The organism is Limnohabitans sp. TEGF005 (genome assembly GCF_055394835.1).
On sequence record NZ_AP029226.1, the window covers coordinates 134,691 to 155,024 of the forward strand.

17 protein-coding genes are annotated in these 20,334 nt (G+C 60.6%); 9 read left to right on the top strand and 8 right to left on the bottom strand.

Annotated elements, in window-relative coordinates; genetic code table 11:
- Positions 1-122 precede the first annotated feature (122 nt).
- The 8 genes from ACZ5RG_RS00605 to ACZ5RG_RS00640 all read left to right on the top strand — a co-directional run bounded on the left by ACZ5RG_RS00605 (position 123) and on the right by ACZ5RG_RS00640 (position 10,431).
- The gene (locus tag ACZ5RG_RS00605) at positions 123-1,142 is read left to right on the top strand and encodes a LacI family DNA-binding transcriptional regulator (protein ID WP_298600907.1); all 1,020 of its coding nucleotides are present in this window, start codon (positions 123-125) and stop codon (positions 1,140-1,142) included.
- A 171-nt stretch (positions 1,143-1,313) separates the two neighbouring features.
- Complete coding sequence (locus ACZ5RG_RS00610) at positions 1,314-2,594, top strand: ABC transporter substrate-binding protein (RefSeq protein ID WP_298600910.1); 1,281 nt, start codon at positions 1,314-1,316, stop codon at positions 2,592-2,594.
- A 76-nt stretch (positions 2,595-2,670) separates the two neighbouring features.
- A complete protein-coding gene (locus ACZ5RG_RS00615) occupies positions 2,671-3,579 on the top strand; it encodes a carbohydrate ABC transporter permease (protein ID WP_464447535.1) in 909 nt (302 codons plus the stop codon).
- Positions 3,579-4,415 carry a carbohydrate ABC transporter permease gene (locus tag ACZ5RG_RS00620; protein WP_298600916.1) on the top strand — a complete coding sequence of 279 codons (837 nt, stop codon included), beginning with the start codon at positions 3,579-3,581 and terminating at the stop codon, positions 4,413-4,415. Before ACZ5RG_RS00615 ends, ACZ5RG_RS00620 begins: the two co-directional genes overlap by 1 nt.
- A gap of 19 nt (positions 4,416-4,434) precedes the next feature.
- Positions 4,435-6,099, top strand: coding sequence for an alpha-glucosidase family protein (locus ACZ5RG_RS00625; RefSeq protein WP_464447536.1), 1,665 nt, complete (start codon positions 4,435-4,437; stop codon positions 6,097-6,099).
- 33 nt (positions 6,100-6,132) lie between these two features.
- Positions 6,133-7,272, top strand: coding sequence for an ABC transporter ATP-binding protein (locus tag ACZ5RG_RS00630; RefSeq protein WP_464447537.1), 1,140 nt, complete (start codon positions 6,133-6,135; stop codon positions 7,270-7,272).
- Positions 7,273-7,320: 48 nt separating this feature from the next.
- The gene (locus ACZ5RG_RS00635) at positions 7,321-9,036 is read left to right on the top strand and encodes an alpha-glucosidase (protein ID WP_464447538.1); all 1,716 of its coding nucleotides are present in this window, start codon (positions 7,321-7,323) and stop codon (positions 9,034-9,036) included.
- A 27-nt stretch (positions 9,037-9,063) separates the two neighbouring features.
- Positions 9,064-10,431, top strand: a complete 1,368-nt coding sequence (locus ACZ5RG_RS00640; RefSeq protein WP_464447539.1) for an MATE family efflux transporter — start codon at positions 9,064-9,066, stop codon at positions 10,429-10,431.
- Positions 10,432-10,459: 28 nt separating this feature from the next.
- Here ACZ5RG_RS00640 and ACZ5RG_RS00645 read toward each other — a convergent pair whose 3' ends face one another.
- From ACZ5RG_RS00645 to ACZ5RG_RS00670, 6 genes are all read right to left on the bottom strand, one after another.
- On the bottom strand, positions 10,460-10,888 hold the full coding sequence (locus ACZ5RG_RS00645; RefSeq protein ID WP_464447540.1) for an ExbD/TolR family protein: 429 nt from the start codon (positions 10,886-10,888) through the stop codon (positions 10,460-10,462).
- Positions 10,889-10,907: 19 nt separating this feature from the next.
- Entirely contained in the window at positions 10,908-11,336 is a 429-nt protein-coding gene (locus ACZ5RG_RS00650; RefSeq protein ID WP_298600930.1) for an ExbD/TolR family protein, read from the bottom strand.
- Positions 11,336-12,130, bottom strand: coding sequence for a MotA/TolQ/ExbB proton channel family protein (locus ACZ5RG_RS00655; protein WP_464447541.1), 795 nt, complete (start codon positions 12,128-12,130; stop codon positions 11,336-11,338). Before ACZ5RG_RS00655 ends, ACZ5RG_RS00650 begins: the two co-directional genes overlap by 1 nt.
- A 65-nt stretch (positions 12,131-12,195) precedes the next feature.
- Complete coding sequence (locus ACZ5RG_RS00660; protein ID WP_464447542.1) at positions 12,196-12,873, bottom strand: energy transducer TonB; 678 nt, start codon at positions 12,871-12,873, stop codon at positions 12,196-12,198.
- 95 nt (positions 12,874-12,968) lie between these two features.
- A complete protein-coding gene (locus ACZ5RG_RS00665; protein WP_315236746.1) occupies positions 12,969-13,460 on the bottom strand; it encodes a hypothetical protein in 492 nt (163 codons plus the stop codon).
- The gene (locus ACZ5RG_RS00670; protein WP_298600941.1) at positions 13,457-15,544 is read right to left on the bottom strand and encodes an ATP-dependent helicase; all 2,088 of its coding nucleotides are present in this window, start codon (positions 15,542-15,544) and stop codon (positions 13,457-13,459) included. The genes ACZ5RG_RS00665 and ACZ5RG_RS00670 overlap by 4 nt, the downstream gene beginning before the upstream one ends.
- A gap of 157 nt (positions 15,545-15,701) precedes the next feature.
- Here ACZ5RG_RS00670 and ACZ5RG_RS00675 point away from each other — a divergent pair, with 157 nt between their 5' ends.
- Positions 15,702-16,670, top strand: a complete 969-nt coding sequence (locus ACZ5RG_RS00675) for an AEC family transporter (RefSeq protein WP_298600948.1) — start codon at positions 15,702-15,704, stop codon at positions 16,668-16,670.
- Between the two features lie 25 nt (positions 16,671-16,695).
- Here the strand turns inward: ACZ5RG_RS00675 and priA are convergent, their stop codons facing one another.
- Complete coding sequence (gene priA / locus ACZ5RG_RS00680) at positions 16,696-18,792, bottom strand: replication restart helicase PriA (protein WP_464447543.1); 2,097 nt, start codon at positions 18,790-18,792, stop codon at positions 16,696-16,698.
- Between the two features lie 399 nt (positions 18,793-19,191).
- On the bottom strand, positions 19,192-20,310 hold the full coding sequence (gene hemE / locus ACZ5RG_RS00685; protein WP_298600954.1) for a uroporphyrinogen decarboxylase: 1,119 nt from the start codon (positions 20,308-20,310) through the stop codon (positions 19,192-19,194).
- Positions 20,311-20,334: the final 24 nt, after the last annotated feature.

The window sequence follows — 20,334 nt, forward strand, 5'->3', positions numbered from 1 at the left end:
TTCTTCAAAGTTTCATTGACACCGCCCAGAGCTGCAAAGCTTTGGGCGGTTTTTTTATGGGTTTTTGATGGCTGTCTCCTGTTGGCCATGACAGCGCCAGCGCGCGTGAAATAATCAAAGCCATGAGTCCCGCTTCATCTGTCCCGCGCCGCACCCAAATGATCGACATTGCCCGCATGGCCGGGGTGTCCTCATCCACCGTTTCGCGGGCCTTGAGTGGCAGCACCTTGATCCCCGAAGCCACGCGTGAGCGCATCTTGGAGTTGGCGCGCTCGCTGAACTACCAGGTCAATGTGGGGGCGGCCAATTTGCGCAAACGCTCGGTGCAAACGGTGGGTGTGGTGGTGCTGGGCGACAGCATGCAATCCATTTCGGACCCTTTTATTTTGAATCTGTTTGGCAGCGTGGCCGATGCGCTGGATGAACAGGGCAGCAGTGTTCTGCTGACAAGGCTGCACGAAACACGCAACGCCAGCATGCAAACCTTGGTCACAAGCGGACAAGTTTCTGGCTTGGTGGTGATTGGCCAGCTTACCTGGCACGAACACCTCAACCGCTTGCAGCATTCGGGTCTGAAGTTCTCGGTCTGGGGGGCTGCTTTGCCCGATGCCGCTTACCCTGTGGTGGGGGGCGACAACGAGCAAGGCGGCTACTTGGCGGCTTCGCACTTGCTTGCGCGAGGCTGCAAAAAGATTGCCTTCTTCGGCGACATCAACCACCCAGAGGCGGGTTTGCGCTTCGCCGGTTATTTGCGTGCGCACCGTGAGGCGGGTGTCACGCCCGACGAGCGGCTGCGGCAATCGGTGTTGTTTGGCGAGCCCAGGTTGCTCCATGTGGTGCAAGAGTGGCTGTCGCAAGATTTGGCGTTCGATGGTGTTTTTGCCACCAGTGATGTGGCTGCCATTACCTTGATCAGCGCGCTCAATGCCCGCGGGATCGATGTGCCGCGAGACGTCAAGGTGGTCGGCTATGACGACATCGACATGGCGGGGCACGTTTTTCCTAGCCTCACCTCCATCAGGCAGCCGACCAAACTGGCCGGCCATGCGCTGGTGTCATTGCTCAACGAGGCGCAAGCGGGCATGCCGAAACGCTCGGTGATTTTGCCTACCGAGCTGATCGAACGCGAGAGCACGCGCTGAACAGATCCAGCGCGACCGCACGCGCCGAAGTTACGTACCGCAATCAAATGACTACCTTTTAGGGAAAACCCGCTAATGCAATCGATTGCACGAATGTTCAAATACGCTTGCGCTCACCGCTGAAAGGGAACGGGGGCGATGTGTACAACCCAAATTTACAGAGGCAATCAGATGACATTCACATCACGAAGCACAGCGGTTAAATTGGCTGCTGCATTGGTCGCAGCGCCCTTGATGGCCGTTTCGGCTCAAGCAGCGACCATCACCATTTCTTGCGGTTCAGTCGGTCAAGACTTTGAATTCTGCAAAAAGCACACAGCCGAGTGGGCTCAGAAAACCGGCAACGAAGTCAAGCTCTTCACCATCCCCAACAGCACCACCGACATCTTGGCTTTGTTCCGCCAAATGTTCGCCGCCAAATCGACTGACCTCGACGTCATCAACGTTGACGTGGTCTGGCCTGGTGTGATCAAAGACCACTTGCTGGACCTCAAGCCCTACAGCAAAGGCGCGGAAAAGGCCCACTTCCCTGCCATCGTTGCCAACAACAGCGCTGACGGCAAACTGCTGGCCATGCCTTGGTTCACCGATGCCGGCTTGCTGTTCTACCGCAAAGACTTGGTCGAAAAATACGGCGCTAAAGCCCCTGCCACTTGGGAAGATCTGGCCGCGACTGCCAAGAAAATCCAAGACGGCGAGCGTGCCGCTGGCAACAAAGATTTCCAAGGTTTTGTTTTCCAAGCCAAAGCCTACGAAGGCCTGACCTGCGACGCCGTGGAGTGGATCCACAGCTACAAAGGCGGCAACATCGTTGACGACAAAGGCAACATCACCGTCAACAACCCCAATGCTGTCAAGGCACTGAAGACCGCTGCCTCTTGGATTGGCACCATCGCACCTCAAGGCGTGTTGAACTACGCCGAAGAAGAAGCCCGTGGCGTGTTCCAAAACGGCAATGCCGCTTTCATGCGCAACTGGCCTTACGCCTGGTCGCTGGGCAATGGCGCCGACTCCAAGATCAAAGACAAGATCGGTGTGGCTGCACTGCCTAAAGGTGGCGCTGACGGTCAAAACGCCGCCACCTTGGGTGGCTGGCAGTTGGCTGTTTCCAAGTACTCCAAGAACCCTGATGCCGCCGCTTCTTTGGTGATGTACATGACCAGCCCTGAAGTGCAAAAAGAGCGCGCCATCAAAGGCTCTTACAACCCCACCATCGCTGCTTTGTACAAAGACAAAGAAGTGTTGGCCGCCAACCCCTTCTTTGGCAGCTTGTTTGATGTGTTCACCAGTGCGGTGCCCCGTCCGGCAACCGCCACTGGCCTGAAGTACCCCGAAGTCAGCGCTGCCTTTTGGAACGCTACGCACGACGTGTTGTCGGGCAAAGCCACCGCCGAAGACAGCCTGAAGCGCCTGGACGGCAAGCTCAAGCAAGTCAAGCGCAACCAGTGGTAATTTGACCTGAGCGCCCGCCAAGGTCCGGGTGCTTTGCATCCGGACCTTATCGTTTGACGACCCCTCTTGGAACCTCATGAACAACAAGACGCGCACAGCCTGGCTGTTCTTGGCCCCCATGTTGGTGGTGCTGTTGTTGGTGGCTGTTTGGCCTTTGGGGCGAACCATTTGGTTCAGCTTCACCGACGCCAACATCAACAACCTCGAAGCCAGCCAATTCATTGGCCTAGAAAACTACTTTGGTGAGTTTGGCCTGTTTGCCAACCCCAACAACACCGATGGATTTTTTGCCGGCGATTGGGGTATCTCCATACTCAATACCTTGAAGTTCTCCATCGTCTCGGTGACCCTTGAGACCCTGTTGGGCCTGGCTGTGGCCATGCTGCTCAACCAAGAATTCAAAGGCCGCACCTTGGTGCGCACCGCCGTGCTGGTGCCTTGGGCCATTCCCACCATCGTCTCGGCCAAGATGTGGGGCTGGATGCTTCACGACCAGTTTGGCGTGATCAACCAGTGGCTGGTTGACCTGGGCTGGATTGCCGAAAAAATCGCATGGACCGCCCAACCCGAATACGCCATGTGGACCGTGGTGGCGGTGGACGTGTGGAAAACCACGCCCTTCATGGCCCTGCTGATCTTGGCTGCATTGCAAACCTTGCCCAAAGACTGCTACGAAGCTGCGCAAGTTGATGGTGTGCACCCCTTGCGCGTGTTTTGGAAAGTCACACTGCCGCTGATCAAGCCCGCGTTGATGGTCGCCATGATCTTCCGCTTGCTCGATGCCTTGCGCGTGTTCGACCTGATCTATGTGCTGACCTCGAACAACAACACCACCATTTCCATGTCGGGCTTTGTGCGCCGCGAAATGATCGATAACGGGTATATGGGCTACGGCTCTGCCGCTTCGACCGCGCTGTTCCTCATCATTGGCCTGTGCACTGTGTTGGCCATCAAAGCCAGTCGCATGAAGTTGGGAGACGATTGATGAAAACCCCATTGCTCGGGCGCATTGCGCTCTACGCAGCCGCCACCGTGCTGGTGTTGGTCTCGGTGTTCCCCTTTTTGTACGCCTTGGCCACCTCGTTCAAAACCGGCGCTTCGCTGTTTGACAGCAGCTTGCTGCCCAGCAGCGTGTCTTGGCGCAACTACAGCTCGCTGTTCACGCTGGCCGAACAACCCTTTGGCCGCCACATCTTGAACTCGGTGATGGTCTCGATCGTGGTGGTCACGCTCTCGTTGTTTTTGGGCATCTCGGCCGCGTATGCCCTGGGCCGCATCACCTTCAAAGGGCGTGGCCTTTTGCTGACCGCCATCTTGGGTGTGTCGATGTTCCCGCAAGTGGCGGTGCTGGCCGGCATGTTTGAGTTGATCCGGTTTTTGGGCCTGTACAACAAGGCGCTGGGCTTGGTGCTGCCCTACATGATCTTTACGCTGCCCTTCACCGTCTGGGTGCTGACCACCTTCATGAAGCAATTGCCCAAAGAGCTGGAAGAGGCCGCCATCATGGACGGTTGCAGCCCGTGGCGCATCATCAAAGACGTGTTCATGCCGCTGCTGTGGCCCGCCTTGGTGTCGACAGGTTTGCTGGCTTTCATTGCCGCGTGGAACGAATTTTTGTTCGCACTGACCTTTGTGCTCGACAACAACGAGCGCACGGTGCCGGTGTCAATCTCATTGATTTCGGGTGCTAGCAAATACGAAATCCCTTGGGGCAACATCATGGCCGCTTCGGTGCTCGTGACCTTGCCACTGCTGGCCTTGGTGCTGGCGTTCCAGAAAAAGATCGTCTCTGGCCTGACGGCCGGTGCGGTCAAAGGTTAAACCCTCTTTGTTCATACCCATGACTGAAAAAGCAATCAACAATGGCTGGTGGCGCGGTGGCGTCATTTATCAAATCTACCCTCGCAGCTTTCAAGACAGCAACGGGGACGGCATTGGCGATTTGCCCGGCATCACCGAGCGCCTGACCCATGTGGCCGAGCTGGGGGCCGACGGCATTTGGCTCTCGCCTTTCTTCAAAAGCCCGATGAAAGACTTCGGCTACGACGTGAGCGATTACTGCGACGTCGATCCGATGTTTGGCACCATCGCCGACTTCAAAGCCTTGCTCGCACGCGCGCACAGCTTGGGCCTGAAGGTCATGATCGACCAAGTGCTCTCGCACGCCAGCGACCAGCACCCTTGGTTCGTGGAAAGCCGCGCCAGCCGCGACAACCACAAGGCCGACTGGTTTGTCTGGGCCGATGCACGCGAAGACGGCACGCCCCCCAACAACTGGTTGTCCATCTTTGGGGGCAGCGCATGGCAATGGGACACGCGTCGCTGCCAGTACTACCTGCACAACTTCTTGAGCAGCCAACCCGATCTGAACTTTCACCACCCGGAGGTGCAAGCGGCATTGCTGCAAACCGTGAAATTCTGGCTCGACATGGGTGTGGACGGTTACCGTCTGGACACCGCCAACTTTTACTTCCACGACGCTTTGCTGCGGGATAACCCGGGCAAGGGCGCCCCTGGCCGCGACAACCCCGACCCGGCGGTCAACCCCTTCAACCCCTACGCGTGGCAAGCCCACGTCTACGACAAAAGCCGCCCGGAAAACCTGCCCTTTCTGGAAGCCTTGCGTGCTTTGCTCGACCAATACCCCGACACCACCATGGTCGGCGAGATCGGTGACGACGACGGTTTGGCCCGTGTGGCCGAATACACCAGCAGCGGCCCGCAAGGGCAGCGCCGTTTGCACATGGCGTACTGCTTTGACTTCTTGGGCGAAGCCCACAGCGCCCCGTTCTTGCACGGTGTGCTGCAACGTTTCAACCAAGTGGTGGGCGATGGCTGGCCTTGCTGGGCTTTGTCCAACCACGACTGTGTGCGCTCGGCCACGCGTTGGGCCGGTGCCCAGCCCGATGCCCGCTTGCTGCGTTTGGCGGCGGCCTTTCAAATGGGCTTGCGCGGGACCGTCTGCCTGTACCAAGGCGAAGAGCTGGGCTTGCCCGAAGCCCAAGTGGCCTTTGAGGATTTGCAAGACCCGTATGGCATCACCATGTGGCCCGAATTCAAAGGCCGTGACGGTTGCCGCACCCCCATGCCTTGGCAAGCCGCTGCGCCGCACGCGGGCTTTTCCAGTGCGGCCAAAACCTGGCTGCCCGTGGACGCACGCCACACCGCCTTGGCGGTGGATCAACAAGCTGGCCCAGACAGTTTGTTGGGCTATTTCAAGCAAATCATTGCTTGGCGCAAAACCCAGCCCGCACTCATCCACGGCGACATGCATCTGTGGGACGCACACGCACAAACCTTGGTCTTTGTGCGCGAGCACGCGGGCCAGCGGGTGCTGTGTGCCTTCAACTTCAGCGATCGCGCTGCCGAGCTGAGTCTGCCCGCAGACTGGGTGGGTGCCCAAGCCTTGACCGACAGCGGCACCAGCGGCGTGCACACCGATGCCCAGCGTCTGCGCTTTGAACCTTGGGGCTGCGCCTTCTTGAGCCCATCCAAGGGCCTTTGAAACCCACTTCACCGACACGACCCAAGGCCTGACATGTCCAAAATTGAATTTCGCAACGTCAGCAAACGCTACAACGCCGCTGCCGCTTTGACCATCAACAACGCCAACCTCGTCATCGAAGACGGTGAGTTCTGCGTCTTCGTCGGCCCCTCAGGTTGCGGCAAATCGACTTTGCTGCGCATGGTGGCTGGCTTGGAAGACATCACTTCGGGTGATTTGTTCATCGGTGGCGAACGCGTCAACGACTTGCCGCCTGCACGCCGTGGGGTGGCTATGGTGTTCCAAAGTTATGCGCTGTACCCGCACATGACAGTGCGCGAGAACATGGCCTTTGGCCTCAAGGTGTTGGGCTCCAATGCCGCCGAGATCGACAAAAAGGTGCGTGCAGCGGCCGAAATTTTGCAGCTCACGCCCTTGCTCGACCGCTTGCCCAAAGCCCTCTCGGGTGGTCAGCGCCAGCGTGTGGCCATTGGCCGTGCCATCGTCAAAGAGCCACGCGTGTTTTTGTTCGATGAGCCGTTGTCCAACCTGGACGCTGCGCTGCGCGTACAGACCCGCCTTGAGATCGCCAAGCTGCACCACGACATCGGCACGGCCAGCATGATTTATGTGACGCACGACCAAGTGGAGGCCATGACCTTGGCGGACAAGATCGTCTTGCTCAACACCGGTGACCGCATTGCCACGCACGGCAGCGTGGCGCAAGTGGGTTCGCCCATGGCGCTGTACTACCGTCCCAACAGCCTGTTTGTGGCCGAATTCATTGGCTCGCCCAAGATGAACATCCTGCCCGCGCAGTGGGTGTCGTCAGACGGGCAGCGCACCGAGGTGTCGGTGGCGGGCCGAGTGTTCAGCGCAGCGGTCGATGCCGCCACAGGCAATGCCGGGCAAGCGGTTCATCTGGGGCTGCGCCCCGAAGACATGCGCTTGGTGTCCAACTGCCAGCAAGCGAACACCTTCGCAGGCACCATCGCGCACATCGAAAAACTGGGCGAGTCGTCCATGCTCTACATCCAACCCGAAGGGCACAACGAGCTGGTGACCCTGAAGGTCGAAGGCACCACCACCGAGCAAACCGGTACCGCGGTGTGCGTGCACATAGCGCCTGAATTGCTGCACCTGTTCAATGCCCAGGGCGATGCCTACGAGCGGACGGTGACGCTGCCAGTTTGAGTTTCTTGACCCCTTCTCCCCTTGGCCCATCCCCAAGCTGCTGACACCATGTACTTCGCTGCTGAACGAGCCGACTGGCGCAACGCCGTCGTTTACCAAATTTACCCGCGCAGCTTTTGCGACAGCAATGGCGATGGCGTGGGGGATCTGCCCGGCATCACCTCGCGCCTGGATTATTTGCAGGCGCTGGGCGTGCAAGTGGTTTGGTTGTCGCCGATTTACGCCTCGCCCAACGACGACAACGGCTACGACATCAGCGACTACCGCCAGATCATGGCCGAGTTCGGCACCATGGCCGACTTCGATGTCATGTTGGCGGGCATGCATGCCAAAGGCATTCGCTTGATGATGGATTTGGTGGTCAACCACACCTCTGACGAACACCCTTGGTTTGTGCAGGCCCGCAGCAGCCGAAGCAACCCCTTTCACGACCATTACATTTGGGCAGACCCTTTGCCCGATGGTTCTCCCCCCACCAATTGGGAAGCCGCTTTTCAGGGCTCGGTCTGGACATGGAATGAGCCCACGGGCGAGTACTACCTGCACATGTTCAGCGTCAAGCAACCCGATCTGAATTGGGAAAACCCCAAAGTGCGCCAAGAAGTCCATGCGCTGATGCGCTTTTGGCTGGACAAAGGCGTTGATGGTTTCCGCATGGACGTGATCAACATGATCAGCAAGCCCTGGGATGCCCAGGGCCGTTTGCCGCAGGCCCCGGTGGTGCGCGATGGGTTTTTGCAGCCCTCATTTGCCATGACCTGCAACGGGCCTCGCCTGAACGAATTTTTGCGTGAAATGCGCAGCCAAGTGCTGGACCATTACGACACCCTCACCGTGGGCGAGGCCCCGCTGGCCACGGTGCAGCAAGGGCGCGACATCACGCACCCGCAAACCGGTTCGCTCAACATGCTGTTTCAGTTTGAACACATGGACTTGGACAGCGTGGGCGGTCATGTCAATGGCAAATGGGCTCGCAAAGCGCTTGACTGGCGCGACATGAAAGCGTGCATGGCCCGTTGGCAAGAAGCCTTGCACGACACGGGCTGGAACAGCCTGTATTTTTGCAACCACGATCAGCCCCGTTCGGTCTCTCGGTTTGGCGCCATGGGTGCGCTGCGCGAAAGGTCGGCCAAAGCCTTGGCAACTTGGTTGCACGGCATGCAGGGCACGCCCTACATCTACCAAGGCGAAGAACTGGGCATGGGCAATGTCGCGTTTGACCGCATTGAAGACTATCGCGACATTGAAATTCTGAACTACCACCGCGTGGCCACTGCAAGCGGCCAAAGCCACGCCGACGTCATGGCCTCCATCCATTCGGTGGGCCGTGACAATGCCCGCACGCCCATGCCCTGGAACAGCGGCCCGCAAGCGGGCTTCAGCACTGGCCAGCCCTGGATCGGCTTGAACCCCGACTATCCGCAGGTGAACGCCGAAGCGGCGCAGGCCGACCCGAATTCTGTTTTTCACCACTACCGGCAATTGATCGCATTGCGGCAGCAATGGCCGGTGTTGCGCGATGGGCGTTTCCAATTGCTCTGGGCCGAAGACCCGCAGGTGTGCGGCTATGCGCGGCTTGGCGCAGCGCAGACTTTGCTGGTGGTCAGCAATATGAGCGGCCAAAGCGCCACAGCCCCATGGCCCGAGGGCCTGCCCTGCACGCAGGTGCAGTGCCTGCTGTCCAACCTGGACCATGCCGATCATGTGTGGGGCAGGGCGCTGCACTTGCAGCCGTTCGAGGCCTTGATGCTGCTTTGCACATGAGCCGCTTGGGCCTTTGAGGGGAGCACCATGAACGACAGCCACAGCCCTTCTCGGCCCAGTTTGAACAAGGTGGCATTGCCCATCGTGGGCGAGTTCTTGCTGGGCATCAGCGTGGCGATGGCGGGCCTGTATTTGGCCTCGCATACCTCCGATGCGGCTGCGGGGGCCTTTGGCCTCGCGCAGCAGGTGCAAGAGAGTTTGGCTGTTTTGTTCCGCATCTTGGCCATCGGTTTGGGCGTGCTGCTGACCCAGTATCTGGGTGGTCAGCGGCACGACGAGGCCCGTGAAACCGCCTTTGCGGGCTTGGGGGCCAGCACCTGGGTCGGGGTGCTGGCGGCGTTGTGGTTGCTGGCGGGCCCGCAGATCACCCTCGACGGGCTCAATGCCCCTGAAGCGGTGCGGCCCATCGCCACGGTCTACATGATGCTGTTGGCCCCGGCGATGGTGCTGGAGGTGTACAACCTCAGCATGGCGGCCACACTGCGGGCGCATTTGTTGGCCCGCGAATCCCTGATGGTGATGCTCGTCATGCATGGCAGCCATTTGGCGGGGGCTTGGTTGCTGATGCGCGGCTTGGGCGATTGGGCCGGTTGGGGCCTCAATGGTTATGCGGTGGCCTGGTTTTTCAGCCGCGCTGTAGGCGTGGCTTTGCATTTGCGGTTTTGGCGCTTGCGCCTGGGGCTCAGGCCCCAGTGGCGGCATTGGTGGCGTGTGCCGGTGCGGGTGATGACGCCGGTGCTGCGCATTGGTTTGCCCGGCGCGGCCTTGGAGTTTTGTTACCGCATGGGCTTCATGGTCTCCTTGGCGGCCACAGCGCGTTTAGGGGTCGAGGCCTTGGCCACGCATTCCTATTTGTTGCAAATCCTCAAGTACGTGCTGCTCATCAGCTTGTCGGTGGGCTGGGCCTGCGAAATCATGGTCGGTCGCTTGGTGGGGGCTGGGCAATTGGCGCAGGCCGATGCGGTGGTTCGCAAAGGGGTGCGCGTGGGCTTGTTGGCCAGTGGCGGCTTGGCGGTCTTGGCCGCTGCGAGTGCGCCGTGGTTGATGCGGGTTTTCACACGCGACCCGGTCATCATCGCGATGGCCAGCACCTTGCTGTGGATGTCGGTGGCCCTGGAGTTGGGGCGTGTCTTCAATCTGGTGGTGATTGGCGCTTTGCGGGCCAGCGGCGATGTGCATTACCCTGTGTTGGCCAGCGCATTGTCTTTGCTCTTGATCTTGGGTGGGGGCTCGTATTGGATGGGGCGGCACTGGGGCCTGAGCGGCATTTGGCTGGCCTACATCGTCGATGAATGTTTGCGCGGCGGTTTGATGTGGTGGCGCTGGCATCGCCGTGGCTGGCTCACGCATGCCAGCCAAACCCTGCGAACGATGCGCCGAAAAAAGGCCGTTTGAGCCGCCTGCCGTGGCAGCGGTGCCTTTTTCAGTGAGCGAACCGTTCGCTGCCCACGATGCCCAGCTTGGTCAAGCCCGCGCGCTGCGCCCCGGCCAACACGGCAGCGGCCGCTTCGTACTTGGCTTTGGCGTGCGAGCGGATGTGCAGCTCGGGTTGTGGTTGCAAGGCGGCGGCCTCGGAGAGCTTGGCGTCCAGCGCTTGCCGATTGGCCAGCGCCTGTCCGTTCCAGAGCACACGGGCGTCGGCTTCGATGTCGATTTTGACGACCATGGGTTCGGTGTTTTTCGCCGCATTCGTGGCCACCGGCATGTCCAGATTGACCGAGTGCAATTGCGCCGGGATGGTGATGATCAGCATGATGATCAGCACCAGCATCACGTCGATCAGGGGCGTGGTGTTGATGTCCATCATCACTTCGGGTTCGTCGCTGCTGCCGGTGTTCAGGTGCATGGCCATGTTGGGCTCCTTGGCGGTTTCAGCGGGCCGGGTCGGTGATGAAACCGACCTGGGTGATGCCCGCACGTTGCACCGCGTACATGACGCGCCCCACAGACTCGAAAGCGCTTTGGGCGTCGCCCCGGATTTGCACATCGGGCTGCGGCTTCATGGCGGCAAACTTCTTCAGCCGTTCGATCAGTTCTGCCGGGCTTTTGACCGGCGTGTCGTACAGGTAAATCTGCCCAGCTTGGTTGACCGAGATGACCACGGTCTCGGGCTTGGCTTGGCGCACCACATTTTGTTCTTTGGGCAGGTCCACTTTGACGGAGGTGGTGACCACGGGGATGGTGATCAAGAAAATGATGAGCAGCACCAGCATCACGTCCACCAGCGGCGTGGTGTTGATGGTGCCAATCACCTCGTCATCGTCTTGGGTGCCCAGCGTGGGGCCGAGGTTCATGGCCATTATTTGGGGGCCGAAGCCAGCAGCACGGCGTGCAAGTCAGCGCCAAAGGCGTTGACCTCTTCCATCACCGCTTTGTTGCGGCGCACCAGCCAGTTGTAGCCCAACACCGCAGGCACGGCCACGGCCAAACCTATGGCGGTCATGATCAGCGCCTCGCCCACCGGGCCAGCCACTTTGTCGATGCTGGCTTGGCCCGACATGCCGATCTTGACCAAGGCATGGTAGATGCCCCACACGGTGCCGAACAAGCCCACAAAGGGCGCGGTCGATCCCACGGTGGCCAGCACCGCCAAGCCGTCTTGCAGGCGACTTTGCACCGTGCCCATGGCCCGCTGGATGCTCATGGTGACCCAGGTGTTGAAGTCCACCGAGCCCAGCAAACCCCCATGTTTGGAAGCGCCCTCTAGGCCTTTTTCGGCAATGAACCGGAAAGGGCTTGCGGGGTCCAGTGCATCGGTGGCTTGGCGCACCGAGCCGGAGTTCCAGAAGTCCGCCTGTGCGGCCTTGGCAAATTTTTGCATCTTGGCTTGCGCCGTGAATTTGCTGAAGATCACGTACCAGCTGCCCATGCTCATGAGCACCAAAATCAGCAGGGTGCCTTTGGCCACGGCATCGCCTTGTGCCCACAAAGCGCCCAGACCGTAGGGGTTGTCTTCGGCCGCTGTGGCCGTGGCCAAGGCGGTCACTGGCGCAGGGGGGGCCTCGTTGGCGGGGGCTGCCAGGCTGTGGCTGGTGAGGGCCAGGCTGATCAGCAAAACGGCGCCCATCAGGGACTTTTTGAGAGCGTTGAACATGAAAGAACTTTCTGTGTGTTGGGTCGTGGGCCGGTGCCGTGGCGAGAAGGGCAGAGCGAGTCGTGTCATTCCAGACGCCAGACGTATCGGATGGTTGTCCAGGCTTGTTCAGGCTTGCCGTCGACCGTGGCCGGACGGAATTGGCATTTTGACAAACCGGCCCGTGCTGCCTCGTCAAGACGCTTGAATCCGGAGCTTTTTTCGACTTCGGATTGCAAGACTTTGCCATCCGTCCCGACCAAAAAGCGCAAGGCCACGGTGCCTTCTTCTTCCATGCTCCGAGAGGCGCGGGGGTATTCGGGCTTGTCGCATTGTGCGATGTTGACGCCTGCTGTTGTGCGCACCGGGGCCGATGCACGCGGCACCGCGGCAGGTGCTGCGGTTGCTGTGGGCGCAGGCGAAGTGGTGGCCGTTGTTGGCGGCGGTGTGGCACTGACCGCCGCGATGGCGTTGGGGGGGGCAGAAACGACGGGGGTGTCGGCGGGCGGCACATAGACCGCAGGCGGCATTTTGGGGGGCGCTGGCGTTGCCGGTGGCCGGGGTGCTGCGGGCAACACGGTCGGCAATTCAGGCCGCTTTTCTTCGAGCAACAGGGCTTGCACCACCGTGGGCATTTTTTGCAAGACCGTGCGGGTCAGTCCCGCTTGAATGGCCCAAAACAGCAGGGCATGCAAAACCACCACCCCAGCCAGACCGATGAGCTTTCGCTTCGGTGGTGCTTGAAGATAAGTGGACGCGTTCATCGGTCAAATGGCCTGAAAGTGGAGGTCTGTATTTTGCGTGAGAAAAGCGGTGTTCACGGCTTCGACCGGGCAATTCACCCGGGCCAGCCGGGTGCTCAAGGGGTGCGGCTGATCAGGAAGTCGCGGCTGCTCTGGCCCATCAAGGCCCTTTGCCCTTGAATTTGGCGTCCACAACTTGACGCTGTCAGGCTGCCCAACCAGGTGGCGGCAATGCGTTGTCCATCGTGTGTTTCTTCCAGCGTGAATTCGCCATCGTCCAGGTCGGCCACCACCGCATGGCGCTGCGGGCCTTGCGTCAGTTCACCACGCAGGCTGCCCGCATGCTCTGGGTGTGGCCCCAGGGTCAATGTCCAGGGCGCTTCGCCAGCGATTTGCGCGGTCCATTGGCCGTGCAGCATCTCGGGCGTGAGGTCTTGACCCGTTGGGCAGGCGTTGCGCGTGGGCAGCTGCTGGCAGGCGCTCAGGACCAAACTGAGGGCGCCACACAGGCCCATATACAGGGGCATGCACAGGGTCGACTTGGCGAAGGCGCGATGCGTCAGGGCAGCGATGCGCTGAGAGGGCGGTGAATGCGGTGTGGGTGTCATGGTTTGGCCTCTGCCGCCGCGTCGGCTGCGCGCTTGGCAAATTCGGCCCGCAGCGCCTTGAGTTTTTCGCGCGGGTCTTCCTTGATGGTGTTTTCATCCAGTCGCATTTCGGCGATGAAGCGGCTGGGCAAGGCCGCCACGGTTTCACGGCCCTTTTTGCGTCGCTTGGTCCAGCTCACGGCCAGGCTGCGTTGGGCGCGTGTGATGCCCACGTACATCAGGCGGCGTTCTTCTTGCAGGCGCAGCAAAATGCCTTCGCTCATTGGGCCCTCGCTGCGGGCCGAGTGCGAGTCATCATCGCCCAGCTTGAAGGGCAGCAAACCTTCGTTCACCCCCACCAAGGTCACATGCGGCCATTCCAGCCCTTTGGAGGCGTGCAAGGTCGACAGCGTGACCACGTTCTGGTCTTTTTCGCGCTCGCTCAGGGTTGAGATCAGGGAAATAGTTTGTGCCACGTCGAGCAGGTTTTTGGTCTCGGTGCTTTGTGCCCCCGTGGTGTCATCGATCTCGCCGCCGCAACGCCCGGCCATCCAGTCGCAGAACTCCAGTACATTGGTCCAGCGGGCCGATGCCACTTTTTCGTTTTCTTCGCCGTCGTAGAGATGCTGCTCGTAGCCGATTTCTTTCAGCCACTCCAGCAAAAACGCCAGTGCGTCCACTTTGCCCAGCGTTTGGCGGGCGCGGTGTTCCAGGTCATTGATGTAGCGGCCAAATTCGTGCAGGCCCGCCACCGCCCGTGCGTTCACCGCACTGGGCAAGCTGCCAGCAAAAAGCGCCTCAAACAGGCTCAGTTTGTACTGGGTGGCAAACGTGCCCAGCTGACCCAGTGTCTGGTGGCCGATGCCGCGTTTGGGGCTGGTCACCGAGCGCAAAAAAGCCGGGTCGTCGTCGTTGTTGATCCACAGGCGAAACCAGGCGCACAGGTCCTTGATTTCGGATTTGTCGAAAAAGCTCTGCCCGCCTGAGACTTTGTAGGGGATGTTGGCGCGGCGCAGCGCTTGTTCAAACGGCCGGGCCATGTGGTTGGCGCGGTACAGGATGGCAAAGTCCTTGAACTCGCGGTGCTTGGACGGGTTGATTTGCCCACCCCGTATCGACTGGATGCGGGCAATGGCCCGGTCGGCCTCGTGCTCTTCGTTCACGGCATCAACCACGCGCACCGGCTCGCCCTCGCCCAACTCTGAAAACAGCGTTTTGGGAAACAGCTTGGGGTTGGGCTGGATCACGTTGTTGGCGGCCCGCAATATCGCGCTGGTGGAGCGGTAGTTTTGCTCCAGCTTGATCACCTTCAGATTCGGAAAATCCACCGGCAGCCGCTTGAGGTTGTCGAGCGTCGCGCCACGCCAGCCGTAAATCGACTGGTCGTCGTCGCCCACCGCCGTGAAGCGAGCCCGTTCGCCCACCAGGTGTTTCAGCACTTCATATTGCGTGGCGTTGGTGTCCTGGTATTCGTCCACCAGCACATGGCCCATCTTGGCCTGCCAGCGCTCGCGCACCTCGGGAAACTCGGCCAGCAGCTTCAAAGGCATGCCGATCAGGTCGTCAAAGTCCACACTTTGGTAGGCCGTGAGCCGCTCTTGGTAAAGCGCCATGATGCGGGCGATCACCCGCGCGTTGTCGTCAGGGGCTTGGGCGGCGGCCTGTTCGGCGTTCAGCCCCATGTTTTTCCACAGGCTGATGGTCCACTGCCACTGGCGGGCTGTGGCCGCATCGGTGGTGCCGCCGCAGTCTTTCAGAATGCTGGTCACGTCGTCCGCGTCCATGATGCTGAACTGGGGTTTCAGGCCCAATACCGCGCCGTCTTCGCGCATGATGCGCACGCCCAAGGCGTGAAAGGTGCAAATCAGCACATCCTTGGCCGCCCGGCCAATCAGTTGTTTGGCCCGCTCGCGCATTTCGGCGGCGGCCTTGTTGGTGAAGGTGATGGCCGCGATGCGCTTGGGCTCGAGACCGGCTTCGATCAGACGCCCGATCTTGTGCGTGATCACCCGCGTCTTGCCCGAGCCCGCACCGGCCAGCACCAGGCAGGGGCCAGAGACAAAGTTCACGGCTTCGAGTTGAGCGTTGTTGAGTCCGGCTGACATGGGGATGGGTGGGGCAATCGAGGAAGCGAAGCAAAGCGGGCCATCATAGCGGCCTGAGATGGTGTGACCGTCAATCGGGCCAGTTGGCGCGCTCCCCATGCAACGCTTGTCAGCCTTGCGACCCGAAGCCCGCCTCAAATGCCCCGACAATTGGCACATGCTTGAAGTTTTGCGCGTCACCTTTCCGTTTTTCGCCTTGGTTTTGTGCGGCTACGCGGCCGCCCGCAAAGGCCTGTTGCCTTTGGAGGCCATTCCGGGCCTGAATGGTTTTGTGCTGTTTTTTGCGCTGCCGTGCATGTTGTTCCGGTTTGGCGCGAGCACGCCGATTGCCCAGCTGCTCGATGCCGGGGTGTTTTTCACCTATTTGTTGTGCGCCTTGCTGATGGTGGCGTTCAGTGTGGCCATCAGCCTGAATGAACGCATCCGCTGGAACGATGCTTCGTTGGGGGCCTTGGTGGCGGCTTTTCCCAACACCGGCTTCATGGGCGTGCCCTTGTTGGTGGCCTTGTTGGGACCTGAGGCCGCTGGCCCGGCCATCGTCACCATTTTGGTGGACATGGTGATCACGTCGTCGCTGTGCGTCGCCTTGTCACGCATGGATGCGGCGGGCGAGCACGGCGTGGCCGGTGCGGCCCGCAAAGCCTTGGCTGGTGTGGTGCGCAACCCCATGCCTTGGGCGATTTCTTTGGGCGGCGCTTTTTCTTTCTGGAACCTTGAGTTGATCGGCCCCGTGGCCAAAACCGTGGGTTTGCTGGCCGATGCGGCCTCGCCCGTGGCTTTGTTCACCATTGGCGCGGTGTTGGCCCGGTCACAAATGCTGGCCCATCAACGCCCGCATGGCCCGTTGAAGTGGGCGGACTATGTGCCGGTGTCTTTGACCAAGCTGCTGTTGCACCCGGTGTTGGTGTTGTTGGTGGCGGGCACGGCTGTGCAAATGGGGGTGCCGATTGCGCCGTTTGCCTTGATGGTGATGGTGTTGGTGGCGGCTTTGCCCAGCGCCAGCAATGTGTCGCTGTTGGCTGAGCGCTTGGGGGCCGACAACGGCCGCATTGCCCGCATCATTTTGGTCACCACCTCGGCCGCATTTTTGACCTTTTCAGGGGCAGTGGCCTTGCTCAAGCCCTGAGCCCCAGTTTCGTCGGCAGGGTGGATCAGATCGCCTGCGGGTCCACGTCGACCAACCACCGAATCACCCCTTTATGTTCCGGCTGGCTGCGCACCTGGTGCAGCACCCCGTGCAGGTGCCACAGCACTTTTTGCAGCCCCATGCGAGTGGGGCTTTCCAGCAGCATCTGGGCACGTTCCACATCAGCCACGCGCTGCATGCTCATGGGCACGGCCGGGTACAGGCTGACTTGCATGACCAGATCTGCGGTGGCGGGGTCGGCGCTCAGTTGCAGTTCAAGTGCTTCACGCGCCGCGTTCAGCAGCGCTTGGGCGGCCTCTTGGGTGCGGGCATCGGCGCGCAGCAGGGCCTGGTGGCTGATGGGGGGCAGATCGGCGGCGGTGCGCTCGGCCAGTTCGCTGGCGGCAAAGGCCGGATAGTCGTGTTTTTTGAGCGCTTCAAACAGCGCATGTTGGGGGTGAAAGGTTTGCACCCACATTTCGCTGGTGGCGCTTTGGGCGGCGTCGCGTCCGGCGCGGCCAGCCGCTTGCATGAGCAGGGCAAACAGGCGCTCAGGTGCCCTGAAGTCACTCGAAAACAGCGCGGTGTCGGGGTTGACGGCAGCCACCAGGGTGATGCGCCGAAAGTCGTGCCCTTTGGCAATCATCTGCGTGCCCACCAAGATGTCCACTTCGCCAGAATGCACCGAGGCCAGTTGGCTTTCCAGCGCCCCTTTCAGGCGCGTGGTGTCGGCGTCGATGCGGGCGATGCGGACAGGGCCGCCATCGGGTCGCTTCACATGGGCCAGCAGTTCGCCTAAATGCTCTTCAAGCTGTTCGGTGCCTCGGCCTATCGGGGCGATGTCGGCGTTGCCGCACTCGGGGCAGGCTCGCGGCACGCGCTCGGTCAGGCCGCAGTGGTGGCAGCGCAAGGTGCGGTCGATTTTGTGAAATACCCGAAACGCGCTGCAGTGTTTGCATTCGCTTTTCCAGCCGCAGTCGGCGCAATGCAGCACCGGGGCATAACCCCGCCGATTGAGCAGCAACATGCACTGCTCGCCGCGCTCCACCCGCTCTTGCAATGCGGCCACCAATTGGCTAGACAGCACGGCATGACGTGCTTGTTTGTTCATGTCGACCCTGCGCACCTTGGGCAGCTGGCCGGTGCCAATGCGCGAGGGCATGTGCAGCCGCAGGTAGCGCCCACCTTCTTCTGCGGGGCGGCTCAGGTGCCAGCTTTCGAGCGAGGGCGTGGCCGATGCCAGCAACACCGGCGCGTTTTGCAAACGGCCCCGGTACACCGCCAGGTCGCGGGCCGAGTAGCGCGCGCCTTCTTGTTGTTTGTAGCTGGGGTCGTGTTCTTCGTCGACCACGATGAGCTTGAGGTTCGGCATGGACGCAAAAATGGCCATGCGCGTGCCCAGCACGATGCGGGCGTGGCCTGCGTGGGCGGCCAGCCAGCCTTTCAGGCGCTGAGCGGGCGTCATGCCGCTGTGCATGGACACCACGGCGTCTGCGCCAAAACGCGCTTGCACACGTTCTTCGAGCTGGGGTGTGAGGTTGATCTCGGGCACCATCAGCAGCGCCTGGGCTTGCGGATCGGCGGCCAGCATGCGCGCCACGGCTTGCAGATACACCTCGGTCTTGCCGCTGCCGGTGCTGCCAAACAGCAAAAAAGGCCCCGTGCCTGCGGCCATTTGGTCCAGCACATGGCGCTGTTCGTCGGACAGGGCTGGTCCGGGCGTCGTTTGCACCGCGCGTTCGGTGTTTTGCTTTTTCAAGCGACGGGCCAGTTGTTCGTGGGTCAGGTCGCGCAGCTGTGGCGGCAAGGCCGACAACGCCACCTCGCCCAACGAGCGCTGGTAATACTGTGCCGAAAACTGCACCAGCTGCCGCCAGTTCGGGTCCAGCGGGGCCAGACCGTCCAGTACCCCCAGCACGTCGCGCACAGCCGAGGCGGGCATGTTGCTCGGCGCGCTGTCCAGCACAGCCCAGACCACGCCCAACACGTCTCGTTTGCCAAAAGGCACGCGCACCAGTTGCCCTGCTTGCACCAAAAAGGGGCTGCGGTAGCTCAATAGCCCCCCCACTTGGCTGTGGGCCGGGGTCTGGACGGCGACGTCGATCCAGTGGTGGGTGCTCACATTTTTCTCGGTGTTTTAGATGAAATTGAGGGTGTCAAAAGTTAGCTGAATTCTTGAAACAAGGTGTAAGTCGTTGATTTATCAGTACTTTGGCCTTGATCCAGAAAATCTGTGGATAACTTTGGGGAAAACTCGATCTGGATGCCCTGGAAGCCTTGAAAATCAAGCCTTCCGTCAAATTGCCCATCCAATGGGCAAGATAAAAAGTTCAATAAAATCAACAACTTGCAAAATCATGAATACACCTGTTTTGCTACGGTGCAGCATGCCGGGCCGGCAAAGGGGAGGATTCACTTTTGTGCATAAGTCAAGCACCCGAAGTCATTTATTTTGCAAAAAAAAGGGCTAAGGTGCTGGTTTTCTATGCTAGCGGGGCCTGAAGCCGTCAAGCCCACATGCTCACTTTTGGCGCAAAGCCCGTGAATGGCTGTGCACCGTCTCGACCAAGGCCGACACATGCTCTGGCGGTGTGAATTGGCTGATGCCGTGGCCCAGATTGAAGATGTGCGTAGGCCCGGTAGTGGTCGGGTCGGTGTGCGGTGCGCCAAAGCTGTCCAGCACACGGCGGGTTTCTTGGGCAATGTGCTCGGGCGGCGCAAAGAGCACGTTGGGGTCGATGTTGCCTTGCAACGCTTTGCCCGGCCCGCCCACCTGGCCGCCCACTTGTGCGCGGGCGCGACCCAGGTTCATGGTCCAGTCCAGGCCGAGCACGTCGCAGTTCAGGCCCGCCATTTCGGGCAGCCACAGGCCACCGCCTTTGGTGAAAACGATGCTGGGGATGCGTTGGCCTTCGTGCTCGGTCTTGAGTTGGGCCAGCACGCGGGCGGTGTAGGCCAAGCTGAACTGCTGGAATGCGCCATCGGCCAGCACGCCCCCCCAGCTGTCAAAAATCATCACGGCCTGGGCACCGGCTTCGATCTGCGCGTTCAGGTATTGCGCGACCGAGTCGGCGTTGATTTCCAGAATGCGGTGCATCAGGTCAGGGCGGCTGTACATCAGGCTCTTGACCTGACGGTAGTCGTCCGAGCCCGCGCCTTCGACCATGTAGCACGCCAGCGTCCAGGGGCTGCCCGAAAAGCCAATCAGCGGCACGCGGCCATTCAGTGCTTTGCGGATGTTGGTGACGGCATCAAACACGTAGCGCAGCTTGTCCATGTCAGGCACAGCCAGTTGGGCCACAGCGGCTTCGTCGCGCACGTTTTTGGCGAACTTGGGGCCTTCGCCCAGGGCGAAGCTCAGACCCAGGCCCATGGCGTCAGGCACGGTGAGGATGTCGCTGAACAAAATGGCGGCATCGAGCGGGTAGCGCTCGAGTGGCTGCAGCGTGACTTCGGTGGCGTAGTCGACATTGGTGGCCAAGCCCATGAAACTGCCTGCTTTGGCGCGGGTGTCACGGTATTCAGGCAGGTAGCGACCGGCCTGGCGCATCAGCCACAAGGGGGTGTAGTCGGTCGACTGGCGCAGGCAGGCGCGCAAAAAGGTGTCGTTCTGGAGGGGGGCAAAAGAAGAGGTGCTCATGCCCCGATTGTCGCAGGCTGTGGA